General features: G+C 70.6%; 12 protein-coding genes. 3 read left to right on the forward strand and 9 right to left on the reverse strand.

What is annotated here, in order from left to right; genetic code table 11:
* Nucleotides 1-48: 48 nt before the first annotated feature.
* From IWX89_RS09690 to IWX89_RS09710, 5 genes are all read right to left on the reverse strand, one after another.
* Nucleotides 49-1,503 carry a DUF5719 family protein gene (locus IWX89_RS09690; protein ID WP_196903364.1) on the reverse strand — a complete coding sequence of 485 codons (1,455 nt, stop codon included), beginning with the start codon at nt 1,501-1,503 and terminating at the stop codon, nt 49-51.
* The gene (locus tag IWX89_RS09695; protein WP_196903365.1) at nt 1,493-4,606 is read right to left on the reverse strand and encodes a glycosyltransferase family 2 protein; all 3,114 of its coding nucleotides are present in this window, start codon (nt 4,604-4,606) and stop codon (nt 1,493-1,495) included. The genes IWX89_RS09690 and IWX89_RS09695 overlap by 11 nt, the downstream gene beginning before the upstream one ends.
* Before the next feature lie 120 nt (nt 4,607-4,726).
* On the reverse strand, nt 4,727-5,047 hold the full coding sequence (locus IWX89_RS09700) for a WhiB family transcriptional regulator (RefSeq protein ID WP_196903366.1): 321 nt from the start codon (nt 5,045-5,047) through the stop codon (nt 4,727-4,729).
* Nucleotides 5,048-5,191: 144 nt separating this feature from the next.
* Nucleotides 5,192-6,166, reverse strand: coding sequence for a UDP-glucose 4-epimerase GalE (galE, locus tag IWX89_RS09705; protein ID WP_196903367.1), 975 nt, complete (start codon nt 6,164-6,166; stop codon nt 5,192-5,194).
* Nucleotides 6,167-6,221: 55 nt separating this feature from the next.
* Complete coding sequence (locus IWX89_RS09710; protein ID WP_196903368.1) at nt 6,222-6,359, reverse strand: hypothetical protein; 138 nt, start codon at nt 6,357-6,359, stop codon at nt 6,222-6,224.
* A 134-nt stretch (nt 6,360-6,493) separates the two neighbouring features.
* On the opposite strand from IWX89_RS09710, the gene IWX89_RS09715 reads away from it, so the two are divergent.
* Nucleotides 6,494-7,450 carry a GlxA family transcriptional regulator gene (locus IWX89_RS09715; RefSeq protein ID WP_196903369.1) on the forward strand — a complete coding sequence of 319 codons (957 nt, stop codon included), beginning with the start codon at nt 6,494-6,496 and terminating at the stop codon, nt 7,448-7,450.
* A 149-nt stretch (nt 7,451-7,599) separates the two neighbouring features.
* Here the strand turns inward: IWX89_RS09715 and manA are convergent, their stop codons facing one another.
* Nucleotides 7,600-8,883: a mannose-6-phosphate isomerase, class I gene (gene manA / locus IWX89_RS09720; protein ID WP_196903370.1), complete on the reverse strand. Its 1,284-nt coding sequence runs from the start codon at nt 8,881-8,883 to the stop codon at nt 7,600-7,602.
* A gap of 133 nt (nt 8,884-9,016) precedes the next feature.
* Here manA and IWX89_RS09725 point away from each other — a divergent pair, with 133 nt between their 5' ends.
* Nucleotides 9,017-10,195, forward strand: coding sequence for an acyl-CoA dehydrogenase family protein (locus IWX89_RS09725; RefSeq protein WP_196903371.1), 1,179 nt, complete (start codon nt 9,017-9,019; stop codon nt 10,193-10,195).
* Nucleotides 10,196-10,366: 171 nt separating this feature from the next.
* On the opposite strand, the gene IWX89_RS09730 is transcribed toward IWX89_RS09725, so the two are convergent.
* Genes IWX89_RS09730 through IWX89_RS09740 form a run of 3 tightly spaced genes read right to left on the reverse strand, consistent with a single transcriptional unit; the run spans nt 10,367 to nt 12,593 of the window.
* Nucleotides 10,367-10,633: a metal-sensitive transcriptional regulator gene (locus IWX89_RS09730; RefSeq protein WP_134510421.1), complete on the reverse strand. Its 267-nt coding sequence runs from the start codon at nt 10,631-10,633 to the stop codon at nt 10,367-10,369.
* Nucleotides 10,634-10,635: 2 nt separating this feature from the next.
* Nucleotides 10,636-10,938: a rhodanese-like domain-containing protein gene (locus tag IWX89_RS09735; RefSeq protein ID WP_196903372.1), complete on the reverse strand. Its 303-nt coding sequence runs from the start codon at nt 10,936-10,938 to the stop codon at nt 10,636-10,638.
* Complete coding sequence (locus IWX89_RS09740; RefSeq protein WP_196903373.1) at nt 10,935-12,593, reverse strand: FAD-dependent oxidoreductase; 1,659 nt, start codon at nt 12,591-12,593, stop codon at nt 10,935-10,937. The genes IWX89_RS09735 and IWX89_RS09740 overlap by 4 nt, the downstream gene beginning before the upstream one ends.
* A gap of 82 nt (nt 12,594-12,675) precedes the next feature.
* On the opposite strand from IWX89_RS09740, the gene IWX89_RS09745 reads away from it, so the two are divergent.
* Complete coding sequence (locus IWX89_RS09745) at nt 12,676-13,980, forward strand: O-antigen ligase (protein ID WP_231383124.1); 1,305 nt, start codon at nt 12,676-12,678, stop codon at nt 13,978-13,980.
* Nucleotides 13,981-13,985: the final 5 nt, after the last annotated feature.

Below are 13,985 nucleotides of genomic sequence, written 5' to 3' on the forward strand. Positions count from 1 at the left end.
TTCAAGGGACACGTCAGACCAGTCTGCCAGCAACGGCGGCGGGCGCGATCAGTGGGGGTAGACCTGGATCGGCGCGGCCAGCGGCCCGGCCTGGCCGAGCGTGAAGGATGACACCAGCCCGGCACCGGAATAGCCGACCGAGGCGACGGTCGTTCGGCCCCCGGATACGAGATACCGGGCGGATGCCGTCAGCGGCAGCGTCCCTGACTCACCGGCCGGCACGGTCACCGTGACCGGCTGGCCCGTCTCGGGGGTCGCGGTGTAGGTGGCGTCCTTGTCGGAGGTGTTCACGAGGTGGAGCGCCGGGCCGGGTCCGGGGGCGACGGCGACGAGGAAGTCGTCGTCGAGCGTTCCCGATGCCTCGAACCAGGCGAAGTCCTTGCCGGCGGTTCCTACCGAGGCAGTCCGTGCCGCGGCCACGATGGGCTGGTCCGACTGGAGGGCGAGCGAGTAGGCGCCTGGTGCGAGTCCGGCCAACGGCAGGTCGGTGGCGATTCCGGGCTGGATTTCCACCTGCACCGAGGAACCGGCAGGCTGGCCGGCCTCGCTGGTGACGCCGACCTGCACGGTGGCGGCGGTGTCGCCGGGGACGAGGATCCGAACCGACGGGACATCGTCGGCGATCCCCGTGCTGTCCGTCGCGGCAGAGGCCGCCTCGCTCGAGACGAGCACGCCGGCAATGGTCTGGGTGGGCGAGGCGGAGGCGGCCGGCCCGACGATGTCGACCCCGCCGGGCTCGATGCCCCGGACGAGGCTCTGCTGAAGGGACGCGGCGACCTGGCCGCCGTGGGAGGCGACGTGAACGACCGGGGAACGGAGGTTGGGGGCCAGGCCGGCGAGGGACACGATCCGCTGGGAGCCGGGCTGGACCAGGATCCCGGTCGACCCGGGCGCGTTGACCTGGCCGGCCTCACCGTAGACCGTCAGATCGACGGTCGCGACGACCGTGCTGGGGTTGCTGAGCAGCACAAGGCTGGTCCGGCCCACATCGGTGGAGCCTCCGACGAGCCACGCGTCGCTGACTGCCTCGGCGCAGGCAGCGACGGCGAGGCCGGCGAGCGACTCGGCCGCGGCGGTCTGGGATTGGCTGGCGGCGACGAGCGGGGCGGTGGTGGCACCGTCCTGAACGGGTACCCGGAGCAGGCGCGGTGCACCGTCGACGTCGCTCTTCGCGTTGTCGGGCGCGGAAAGTTCCGTGGACGATGGACGGATCCAGTCTGACCCGGCCGAGGTCGCGAGCGCGCCGAAGGCGGCATCCGCCGGGCCGACGGAGGTGGCCGCCTGGGCCTGGCTCGAATCCTCGGCCAGGGTCAGGAGCGGCCCGGGGCACACCCGCTGCTGCTCGGTGGGCACGGGAGAGACCCGCACCGATGCCGGCGCCTTCTCAAGCGTCGGCCAGGGCACGACCGCGGCGGCGCCGACGACGAGGACGGCGACAGTGAGCCCCACTGCGCCGGCGAGGGCCCGGGCCCCGAAGAGGGCGATTCCACGTCTACTTGGCATCGTCATCCTCCTCCCGGGGGGTCGTCGGTTCGGCCGGGGCGTCGTCGGCGGTGCTGTCGTCTGCCGGGGCTCCGGCAGCGGGGGCTCCGGCATCGGATTCCGTTTCCGCCGCGTCGGCGGGATCGGGGCGGGAGTCCGGTGCGGGGTCCGGTCCGGCAGCCGGCTCGGCACCGGCAACCGTGGGCGTCTTCGCTTTCGCGGCCCGTTTCAGTTCCCGGGCGTCCGCCTTCTTCGTGCGCGCACCGGCCCTGGCGGTCTGCCGGATCGCGTCCCGGTTGGCCTGGCGCACGGCCTCGGGGCCCGCGCCGGTCGGAATCGAGAGCAGCACCGTCGCTCCGATGACGACGGCCGCGACCAGAGCGAAGACGAGGCCGAGAAGGCCGCCGGCGTTGCGGGGGATCTCGCCGGCCGCACCGGACACGGCCGGGGCGTCATGCCGCCAGAGCCGCCCATAGGCGGTGTCGCCCACCGGAACGAGCGCAGCGTCGCCGTCGAGCGCGGTCGTCGAGCGCCCGGCCGTCTCGAGCGCGGCGGAGCTGGCCGGGGCCGCGCTGCCCGGGCCGGTCGGTACGACCGCCGCCGGGCGCAGGAGCACGAAACGGATGCCGAAGTCGGCCAGTCCGCCCGCGGCGTCCAGCCCGCTGCGGGAGGCGAGGTTGCCGGCCAGGGTCGCCAGGTCCCGTTCGGAGGCGGAGATCGTTCTTGACGTGTTGCTCAGTGTCGACTGGTCGTTCAGGGTGGCGCCGTCACCGCGAACGATCGTGGCCAGGATGCCGCCGTCCGGCTGGGGCACGATCTGCAGGGTGCCGACCCGGGCATCCGTTCGGGCCTCGGCAGCGACGAAGGCCGGCTGGGTCCTGTCGGTGCCTTCCTGCACGACGCTGGTGCCGAGCGGCAGCGCCGCGATCAGGGGGGCCGCCACGATCACCAGGGCGATCACCGTGCTGACCGCCGGCGCGATGGAGAACCGTCGCATGCTGCATAGCGCGAACACGACCGCGCCGACGAGACCGAGCCAGGCCAGGCTGAGCCCGGCTCCCGGCCAGACGTTCACCGACTGGGATCCGACCGACGAGAGGAACAGGTGGGTGGAGGCGACGGCGGTGCCGAGACCGAGCAACACGGCCAGGAACGCCAAGCTGGCGCCCCTTGCACCGGGAAGGAACAGCGAAGCGGCCGCGAGCAGGGCGAGGGGGATGAGCAGCACCGGGACGAGGATGGACGCGTGGACGCCGGGCAGTCCGAGCATCTCGAGCAGGGGGGTCCAGCCGCCGAGCTCACCGGTCGGGAAGCCGAGCAGGAGCTGCCAGACGGAGACCGCGGCGCTCGGCACCGGCGCTCCGGGGTCGGCGACCAGTGCCAGCCAGTTTCCGCGCAGGCCCTGGTCCCAGATCAGGGGGGCGGCCAGGGCGAGCGCGGGCAGCGGGATGCCGAGGTAGCGCATGACCGCCCGGCCGCTGGCCAGGATGGACACCAGCCAGGCCACGATGAGGGCGGGGGCCAGCGACGGCGCGCAGGCGACGATCGCGGCGAACAGCAGTGCGGCCGAGGCGGATGCGGACCAGGAACGGGCGGCCGCGTAGCCGGCGAAGAACAGCCACGGGAGGAGCAGGTGCACGAGGATCGCGGCGGGGCGGCCAGCCGCGAGGGCGCTGAGGAACGTCGGGGCGAGGATCCACAGGGCGGCGGCGACGGCACGGATCGAGGCCCGATGCGAGAGGCGGCTTGCGGCGAGCCAGGCGCCGAGCGCCGCCACCGGAAGCGCGAGGAAGTACAACAAGACGAGGGCGAACGATGGCGACCAGAAGGTCAGCGAGCCGAGGATCGCCAGGACAGCCGCGAACGGGTCTGCCGCGCCGACGAAACCGAGGCCGATGTCCCGCCAGCCGTAGCCGACGGCGGCCCACAACTCGGCGGGAGTGCCCGATAACGGGAGCAGCCCACCGCCGGTGAGGGTTCGGGCCCCGAGCAGGGGCGCAAGGATGGCGACCCCGGCAACGGCCGCGGCAATGACCGTCCAGGCTCCGCCGCCGGCGAAGAACCGGATCTCGGGCCGGTCGCCCCTCGCCCCGGTGAGGCTGGCCTCGCGTTTGAGCGCGTGCCGGCGGCGCACCTCGGCCGAGGAGACTCTCAGGCTGGCGATCGAACCCCAGCCCAGTGTGCGGGTCGCGGCGAAACGGCGCCGCGCGGCGGAGACCCGGATCCCGCTGAAGGCCGCGGCGAACGCGGCCGAGAACTCGCCGAGGACAGCGCCTGGTTCCTTCTGCAGCAGCTGTCCCACGGACCGGAACAGCGCCAGGGGGACCAGGCCGAGCCAGTGCACCGGGATCATCCAGGCCGGGGAGTAGACCAGGCGGCGATGGAGCTGGGCGGCACGCACGGCGCGGACGCGCTTGCGGCGCGCCCGGCCCCGCGAGGACCCGCTGGGGCCGGCCACACCGTCGCCGGCGGACGCGATGCGTGCGGCGGCCACCACGGAGACACGGTACCCGGCCATCCGCACGCGCACGCAGAAGTCGAGGGAGTCATCCGCCGAGGGCAGTGCCGGGTCGAATCCGCCCAGGCGTTCCCAGACGGTGTGGCGCACGAGCATCCCGCCGGCGCTGACGGCGAGCACGTCGCTCATGCCGTCGTGCTGCCCCTGGTCCAGTTCGCTTTCGACGAGGGTCACGGTCGCCCCGCCGGGTGTCATCGACTGCCCGAACTCGTGGATGTAGTCGCGGGCGTGCCAGTCCATGACCTTGGGGCCGGCCACGGCCACCGAGGGGGCGATCTCGAGCTCACCGAGCATTGCGGCGAGGGCGCCGGGCTCGGGGGCGCTGTCCTGCGCCAGGAGCCAGAGCATCTCGCCATCGGATTCGGGAGGCGCTGTCACGCGCACGGCGGCGGCGATGGCCTCCCCGAAGGTGAGGTCGGAGTCGGCGGAGATGAAATGAGTCGGGCCGTAGGAGGCCAGCAGCGCGGCGGTGTTGTCCGTGGATCCGCAGTCGACGGTGATGACGACGTCGGGCTGACGTGTCTGCCGGCTCAGCGCCTCAAGGGTTCTCTCGAGGTGCTTCGAGCCGTTTCGGGCAACAAGGATGGCGGTGACTCTGGCATGCATATCGGTCACAGCCTAGGTTGGTCCGCGCCGAACGTCGCGGAAGCGCTGGGGCGCGCCTGAAATCCGCCGCCCGGATGGGTCGACGTCGAAGGGGGCGAAGCGGTGAGCCCGGGTGCCGGGTCAGCTGGCGCGTTTGCGGAGTTTGCGCCGTTCGCGTTCGGAGAGGCCACCCCAGATGCCGAAGCGTTCGTCGTTGGCGAGCGCGTACTGCAGGCATTGGGTCTTCACCTCGCAGGAGGCGCAGATCTTCTTCGCATCGCGGGTGGAACCACCCTTCTCGGGGAAGAACGCCTCTGGATCGGTCTGCGCGCAGAGCGAATCCGACTGCCACGACAACGGATCGCCGTCGCCGGTTTCCTTGCGAACTCCGGGGACACCCAAACGAACCGGGTCAATGAACCAGTCCTCAGGAACCCCGGAACGATACTCAGACTGCGTCATATCGTCTCCCACCCCACTGCAATAATGTGCCCGAATTACCCGTCTGCCCTAATTACAGCCGTGTAATTCCCTGCCGTCAAGTCGCAGATTCTAAACCCTCAATATTGGCTGGAGAGTTTCGACTCGCCGATTCGCAAGATTGGGTCAGATGTGCGCGGCGGATGCCGCCTGCCGGGACGCCCAGGCGCTGCCGACCATGTCCTCGAGGCTGTGCCGCATCTCCCAGTGGAGGTCCCTGGCCGCAAGCTCCCCCGACGCGACGATCCGGTCCGGGTCGCCGGGCCGGCGCGGGCCGATCACCGGCGCGAACTCGATACCGGTCACCGCGGAGACGGTCGACATGATCTGGCCCACCGACACGCCATCGCCGCTGCCGAGGTTGTACACCGGGAGGATCGGCTCACCGGCATCCAGCCGCCTGGCCGCAGCGACGTGTGAGACGGCGAGATCGGCCACGTGGATGTAGTCGCGGACACACGTGCCGTCGGGGGTGGCGTAGTCGTTGCCGTTGATGCTCGGGGTTCGCCCGTCGATCAGGGCGTCGAAGACCAGGGGGAACAGGTTGTGGGGGCTGGTGTCGCGCAGCTCGAGCGCGCCGGAGCCGACCACGTTGAAGTAGCGCAGGGAGGTGTGCATCAGCCCGGCCGCGATGGCCTGGTCTCGCAGCAGCCACTCGCCGATCAGCTTGGACTCGCCATAGGGTGACTCGGGGCTTTTCGGCGTGTCCTCGGTGACCAGGTCGGTGTGCGGGGTGCCGTAGACGGCGGCACTCGAAGAGAACACCATCCGGTTGACTCCGGATTCCTGCATCGCGGCGAGGAGGGTGGCCGTGGCGGTCACATTCTGCTGATACGTGTGCAGCGGGCGCTGCACCGAGACGCCCGCGTACTTGAACCCGGCGACGTGCACGACACCGGTGACGTCGTGGTCGGCGAAGGTGCGCATCAGGAGGTCGCCGTCCAGGATGTCGCCGTGGACGAACGGAACCGAGTCCGGCACGAACTCCGCATGGCCGCTGGAAAGGTCGTCGACGACGACGACGTCGATCCCCTCGGCGAGGAAGGCACGCACGATGTGCGAACCGATATAGCCGGCGCCGCCGGTGACAAGCCAAGCCATCTGAACCTCGCAGAATCGTGCGGCAACCGTGCATTGCCGCGCGTCCAGCCTAGCCTCAGCCCTGCCGGGTCTCCGGTCCCCGGTTCCGATCCGCGAGCTCCGGCCGGCCCAGCCCGTCGTTGCCGAGGCCGAGAATGGTCGCGACGACGCCCCAGACCACGAGCAACACGATTGCCATGGTGATGATGATCATGGCGGGAATTCTACGTATTGTGTTTTCCTGCCGCGAGTGGCAGAATCGCCACGAATCGTCGGATTCCTGCCATTCGGCGGTCCGGCTCCTCGCACGCCGGCTCCTCGCACGTCCGTTTCGAGAAGGAAACACTCATGCTCACCAAGGTCGTGTGCGTCACCATGCCGGGACTGGCGCCGTTCGAGTTCGGTGTCATCTGTGAGGTCTTCGGGATCGACCGGAGCGAGCACGGCGGCCCCGTCTTCGACTTCCACGTCGTGGCCGCCGAGCCCGGGCCGGTGCGCACCAAGCTCGGCTTCGACATCGTGGTCACCGAAGGCCTCGGCGCGGCCGACGACGCCGACCTGGTCGCCATCCCGGCCTACCAGGAGGGCGCGGCCATCCACCCTGGCATCCTTCGGGTCGTGCGAGAGGCAGAGGCTCGCGGAGCGTGGGTGCTCAGCGTCTGCAGCGGGGCGTTCGTGCTGGGGGCGGCGGGCATCCTCGACGGCAGGCGCAGCACCACCCACTGGATGTACACCGACGCCCTGGCCCGGGCCTATCCGCAGACCGAGGTCGACCCCGACGTCCTGTTCGTGGAGGACCGGAAGGTCGTCACCGGCGCCGGGACCGCCGCCGGCATCGATGCCGCCCTGCACATCGTGCGCAAGGAGCTCGGCGCGGCGGCCGCGAACACGATCGCCCGGCGCATGGTCGTGCCGCCGCAGCGCGACGGCGGGCAGTCCCAGTTCATCCAGGCCCCGGTCACCGAGTGCCCGAGCGACTCGTTCGCCGCGGTCACCGAGTGGATGCTGCACAACCTCGACCGGGACCTCACCGTCGACAGCCTGGCCCGCCGGTCACTGATGTCACCGCGCACCTTCGCCCGCCGCTTCCGCGCCGAGTTGGGCACGACGCCGGCCGCGTGGCTGAACCGCCAGCGCCTGCTGCGAGCCCAGCAACTGCTCGAGGAGACCTCGCGCAGCCTCGAGGAGGTGGCCGCCGACACCGGCTTCGGCGCTGCGGCGGTGATGCGGCACCACTTCGTCAAGGTGCTCCAGACCACCCCGACGGCGTACCGTCGCACGTTCGGCGGCAGCCGCGTCGGCTGACCCGGCAGCGTCGGCTGACCCGGCAGCGTCGGCTGACCCGGCAGCGTCGGCTGACCCGGCAGCGTCGGCTGACCCGGCAGCGTCGGCTGACCCGGCCGGGCGCGGCATCCGTCTCGCCCCGTTCCCGTCGACGGGAACGCGGCCGCCGGTCAGGGAGTGGTGGCCAGGAACACGTCGCCGGAGCCGGCGAAGGTCAGGGTGCCCTCGTCCGGCGTGATGTAGACCGACTCGCCGCGTTTGAGGGTGACGGATGACGTCGCCCCGGCGACGAGGAATCCGCCAGCCGTGCAGATGGCGATGCCGGGTCCCGTCAGCGTGAACTGCCGCATCGGGACACCGGCGGCGGCATCCGCTCCCGCCTCCGCCGTGATGTGCACCAGGGCGAAGTCGTCCACGGCCGGGCGGTATTCGGCCACGCCCGGGCTGTGGGACACGGGGGCGAGGTAGGGCACGGGCAGCGACGTGAACTCGAGCACGTCGAGCAGTTCGTCGACGTCGATGTGCTTGGGGGTGAGACCGCCGCGCAGCACGTTGTCTGAGGCCGCCATCAGCTCGACCCCGAGGCCGGAGAGATAGGCGTGGATGTTGCCGGCCGGCAGGTAGAGCACCTCGCCGCGACGCAGCGACACCCGGTTGGTGAGCAGGGAGATGACGATGCCCGGGTCGCCCGGATAGGCGACGGCCAGCTTGCGCACGGTGTCCAGCTCGAGCGGGAACTCCAGGATGGCGCCGCCGTGAGACAGGCCGACCGCGCTGCCGGCGAGGGCGACCACCCGTTCGACCAGCCAGGCGACCTCGCCGCTGTCTTCCCCGCGCCCGTCGCGCAGCAGCCAGTCGACGGTGTCGCGGAGGGCCTCCGGGCCGAGCAGTCGGTGTTCGAGGGCGTCCAGGGCGCCGGGCTGCGGGTCGTCGCTCGCCACGTCGAGGGCGCGGAACTCGCCGAGGATTCGCCGGATCTCCACCGGCTCCCGGAAGCCGCAGAGCGCCTCGAAGCTCTCGCTCAGGGCGAAGATGACCTCGGGCTTGTGGAAGGGGTCACGGTAGTTGCGGTCCGCGGCGTCGACCGGGATTCCGGCCTCGTTCTCCAGGGCGAAGCCCGAACGGGCACGTTCCATGGTGGGATGGGCCTGCAGGGAGAGCGGGCTCGCCGCGGCCAGGATCTTCATCAGGAACGGTAGCCGGGGTGCTCCGTCTGAGGCGCTCGCCAGGGCCTCACCGAGGGCGGCCTCCGGGGCGGCGGCGATCCACTCGGTGAGCGTGGCGTAGCCGCCGACCTGCTCCGGGTCGGTGATGACCGACGGTGAGCCGGGGTGGGCGCCCAGCCACAGTTCGGCCTCCGGGTTGCCGGACGGAGCGTGCCCGAGCAGGGCCGCGATCGCGGTGGAGGAGCCCCAGGCGTAGTTCCGGGGTGAATTGGCGATGCCCACAAACATGCTGGCTCCTGTACTACTCGGTTTAGACCAAACTACCAAGCGCTTTCGGCCGACCCCGACCCGCCACCTAGGCTGGCGGCAATTCGCCGATCGCCGCACGCGAGGCCGTCGCACCCTGCAATGGAGCACCCAGATGACTTTCGAGCTACTCCCCAGTGACGTCTACGGCTATGAGAACCTGCTCAGCGACCCGGAGAAGGCGGCCCTGACCAGGCTGCGCGCCTACCTCGAGTCGGACGTCAGGCCGATCGTGAACGGATGCTGGGAGCGCGCCGAGTTCCCGGACGAGGTCGTCCGGCCGCTGGCGGAACTCGGCGCGTACTCCTTCGGCTGGCCGGAGACACGGCCGTTCGAGAACTCGGCCGTGTTCCGCGGCTTCGTGGCGCTGGAGATCGCCCGGGTGGACGCATCCGTCGCGACCTTCGTCGGCGTGCAGAACGGGCTGGCCTGCGGCACCATTTCGGCGACCGGGTCGCAGGAGCAGCGCGACGAGTGGCTGCCCCGGCTGGCCTCCGGCGAGATCGTCGGCGCGTTCGGGCTGACGGAGCCGCTCTCCGGCTCCGACGCGGCGCAGGGCCTCCGCACCACGGCCACCCGGGACGGCGACGTCTGGCTGCTGAACGGGGCCAAGCGCTGGATCGGCAATGCGACCTTCTCGGACATCACGATCATCTGGGCGAAGGACACCGCGGACGGGCAGGTGAAAGGCTTCATCGTGCACACGGATGCCCCGGGCTACACGGCCACGAAGATCGAGGGCAAGATCAGCCTGCGCGCCGTGCAGAACGCCGACATCACCCTCGACAACGTCGTGGTGCCCGAACGCAACCGGCTGCAGAACGCGAACTCGTTCAAGGACGCGGCGAAGGTGCTGCGCCTGACCCGGGCCGAGGTGTCCTGGGCCGCCGTGGGAACGGCGATGGGAGCCTACGAGGCCGCCGTAACGTATTCGAAGGAGCGCGAGCAGTTCGGCAAGCCGATCGGCGGGCACCAGCTGGTGCAGGACCTGCTCGTGAAGTCGCTCGGTAACATCACGGCGAGCCTGGCCATGGTGGTGCGGGTCTCGCAGATGCTCGACGAGGGCAGCCAGCGCGACGAGCACTCCGCGCTGGCCAAGCTGTACACGACCGCGAGGATGCGCGAGACGGTCGCCTGGTGCCGGGAACTCTTCGGCGGAAACGGGATCGTGCTCTCCTACGACGTCGCCCGCTTCTTCTCCGACGCGGAGGCGATCTACTCGTACGAGGGAACCCAGGAGATGAACACCCTGATCGTCGGTCGCACGATCACCGGCCAGGCCGCCTTCGTCTAGCCGCGTTCCGAATTCAGGTGCACAACCCGGACCAGTGCGACGGATGCCCGCCGCCGCCCCGATATCCGGCTGCGCTCCTGAATTCGGAACGCAGTCGCCCGCCGCGGACTGGGCGGGACGGGGCGGGACGGTCAGGCGGTCAGGCGGTCAGGCGGTCAGGCGGTCAGGCGGTCAGGCGAGGGTCAGGAACAGCTTCTCGAGCTCGTCCACGGTGAGGGTGTTCTCCGCGCCCGGGTTGTCGAGGCACTCGCGCATGGCCGTGGACACGATCACGAAGCCCGCGCGGTCGAGGGCGCTCGACACCGCGGCGAGCTGGGTGACGACATCCTTGCAGCTGCCGCCGGCCTCGACGGCCGTGATGACCGCCGCGAGCTGGCCCTGGGCCCGGCGGAGGCGGTTGATGATCTTCTTCTGCTGGGCCGTGTCGTCGGTCGTCATGGTCACGCCTTTCGTTCGATGGGAAGCCCGGCCTGCCGCCAGGAGGTCATGCCGCCGGTGACGTTGACGGCGTCGACGCCCTGGTCGGCCAGGAACGCCGTCGCCTGGGCGCTGCGCCCGCCGACCGCGCAGACCAGGTAGACCGGTCCCTCGCGGGGGATCTCGCCCAGCCGCTGCACCAGTTCGCCGAGCGGGATGTGGGTGACGCCGGCGATGTGGCCGTCGGCGTATTCAAACGGCTCGCGCACGTCGATCACGACGGGAGCGGGAAGCGCGGACAGGTCTGCGACGGTGATCTCGTTCATGCCGGGATCCTTTCGGGAACGGGGGTGAGGGTGGAGACGCCGGCCGTCCAGGTGCGGTAGCCGCCGTCGAGGTTCCGAACGTCGAAACCGTTCTGGCTCAGGATACGGGCGGCGGTGTGCCCGCGCTGCCCGACCTGGCAGTGCACGACGAGCGGGGCGTCCGGCAACTCGGCCAGACGCTCCCTGAGGTCGTCCAGGGGCACGTTCATGGCGCCCGGGATGCTGCCCGCGGCGAATTCGCCGCTCGTGCGCACATCGATCAGTGCGGCACCATCCTCCAGCGCCGATTCCAGTTCGTGCCACTGCAGGTTCCGGGTCGAGCCGGCCGCGAGGTTGTCGGCGACGTAGCCGAGTTGGTTGATCGGGTCCTTGGCCGACGCGTACTGCGGCGCGTAGGCCAGCTCGAGCCGGGTCAGGGCGGATGCCGTGATCCCGCCGGCCATCGCGGTGGCCAGGATGTCGATCCGCTTGTCCACCCCGCTGCCGCCGACGATCTGGGCGCCGAGGATGGCATCCGTTTCAGCGTCGATGAGCAGTTTGATCGACATGGTCTCGGCCCCCGGGTAGTAGGTGGCGTGGCTGGCCGGGTGGGTGTGCACGATCCGGTGCGGTCTCGCCTCGGCGACGAGGCGCTTCTCGCTCCAGCCGACCATGGCCACGGTGATGCCGAACACGCCGACGATGGCGGCGCCGAATGCCGGGGCGGCCGGGGCGGGCGTTCCGGCGATGCTGTCGGCGGATGCGCGCCCGTGGCGGTTGGCCAGGCCGGCCATCGCGATCCGGGTGGGCCGGGAGTTGATCGCGTCGATCTTCTCCACGCCGTCGCCGACCGCGTAGATCGCCGGGTCGCTGGTCCGCTGGGTGTCGTCGACCCAGATCCCGCCGCTCTGGCCGATCCGGAGCCCGGCCTGCTCGGCCAGGGAGGTGTCCGGTCGCACGCCGGTGGCCTCGATCAGGAAGTCGGCCGCCACGTCGGTGTCGTCGCTGAGCTGGACCCGGCCGTCGAAGGTCCCCTTCACGGCCGTGCCGAGGCGCACGTCCACGCCCTTCGCCCTCAGCGCGTCCAGCACGGGGGCGGCCATTTCGGCGTCGAGCGGTCCGAGGATCTGGGGGCCGAATTCGACCGCGGTCACGGCGACGCCGCGCAGCACGAGGTTCTCGACGGCTTCGAGACCGATGAACCCGGCGCCGATGACGACGGCGGAGACCGGGCCTGCAGCGGCGTCGAGGATCGCGGTGATCCGGTCGACGTCATCGACCGTGCGCAGGGTGTGCACGGGAATGTCGGAGTGGGCCAGCACGCTGCGCGTCGTGGCTCCGGCAGCGAGGATGAGCCGGTCGTAGGTCTCGGAGGTTTCTTCCCCGGTGAGCGTGTCGCGCACGAAGACGGTCTTCGACTCGCGATCGATCCGGGTCACCTCGTGGTCGATCCGCACGTCCAGGCGGAACCGGCCGGCCAGTGATTCCGGCGTCTGCAGCAGCAGGTCGGCCCGATCACGGATGACGCCGCCCACGTAATAGGGCAGCCCGCAGTTCGCGAACGAGACGTAGTGTCCACGCTCGAAAACGATGATCTCGGCAGCCTCGTCCAGCCGGCGCAACCTGGTCGCCGCCGACATTCCACCCGCGACTCCGCCTACAATAAGTGTCTTCACTAGGACCTCCGACATCGATCATACCCCCTGGGGTATGGGAAATGACTGGGAGCGCACCCGGCTCCCCACTAGCCTTAGACACATGCCCGCCGTCCAGAGCCGATTCGTCGTTCGCACCTTCGCGACCCTGGTCTTCTTCACGCTCTTCGCCGGGCAGTTCTGGCGCAGCCTGTTCGGCTGGTGGGGCTTCGGCGCGATCGCCCTCGTCATGCTCGCCGGCAGCATCGTCGGGCTGGTGCACCTGAAGCCCGACTGGAACTGGACCCGATTCCCGAAATCCGTCGGAGCCTTCCTCCTCCTGGCGACCCTGTCACTGGCCTGGTCGAACTACCTGGGTGCCTCCCTGATCGGGGTGACCCTGCAGTGGGCCACCACGGTCGCCGCGGTCTTCCTCGCGCTCTGCCTGAGCTGGGCCGAACTGCTCCGCGCCCTCGGCGGCGCTCTGCGCTGGGTGCTCGCCCTGTCCCTCGTCTTCGAGGCTGTCGTGGCCGTGTTCATCCGGCACCCGGTGCTCCCGTTCTGGGTCGACTACGGCACCGAGAAGGTGCCGCAGGCGTTCTACTGGTCCCGCGCCCTGCTCCTGAACGGCGGCCCGATCGAGGGAATCGTTGCCAACCGCAACCTGCTCGGCTTCGTCGCCCTGCTCGCCGTGATCGTCTTCGCCGTTCAACTCGCGGCGGGCACCGTGCGCCGTGGCTGGGGTATAGCCTGGCTGGCCCTCGCCGTGCTCATGCTCGCGCTCACCCGGTCGGCGACCGTGTCGCTGGCGGCCGGGGCCGCCCTGGTCGTGCTCGTCTTCGCGCTGTGGACGAGACGCCGCGGACCGCACCGGCGTCGTCCGGTCTATCTGGCGGCCGCGGCATCCGTCGTCGCCGCCGGCGCTGCCGTGGCCGCCTTCACCCCGCAGCTGCTCGCGGTATTCGGCAAGAGTCCCGACGTCACCGGCCGGATCGACATCTGGCGCGGCGTGATCGAGGCCGCCGGCCAGCGCCCCGTCTTCGGCTGGGGCTGGGTCAGCTACTGGGCCCCCTGGGCCGAGCCGTTCAAGGGCCTGGCCGAACGCAAGGGCGTCGTCTACCTGCAGGCGCACGACGCCTGGCTCGACGTGTGGCTGCAGCTCGGCATCGTCGGCCTGGTCGTCTTCGCGGCGCTTGTGCTGTCGACGCTGTGGCGGTCCTGGTTCCTCGCCGTCGACCGACCCCGCCGTGGGATCGCCGACACCGAACCGTATGCGGCGTCCGCCATGCTGCCGCTGCTCGTGCTGGCCGCCCTCCTCGCCCAGAGCGTGGCGGAGAGCCGGATGCTGATCGAGTCGGGTTGGGTGCTCCTGGTGGTGCTCGCGATCGTCACGAAGCGCCAGCAGGCCTCTGCCCTGCCGATGCCGTAGACGGT

Origin of the sequence: Cryobacterium sp. MP_M3, from assembly GCF_015752155.1 — a bacterium.
GTDB lineage: Bacteria > Actinomycetota > Actinomycetes > Actinomycetales > Microbacteriaceae > Cryobacterium.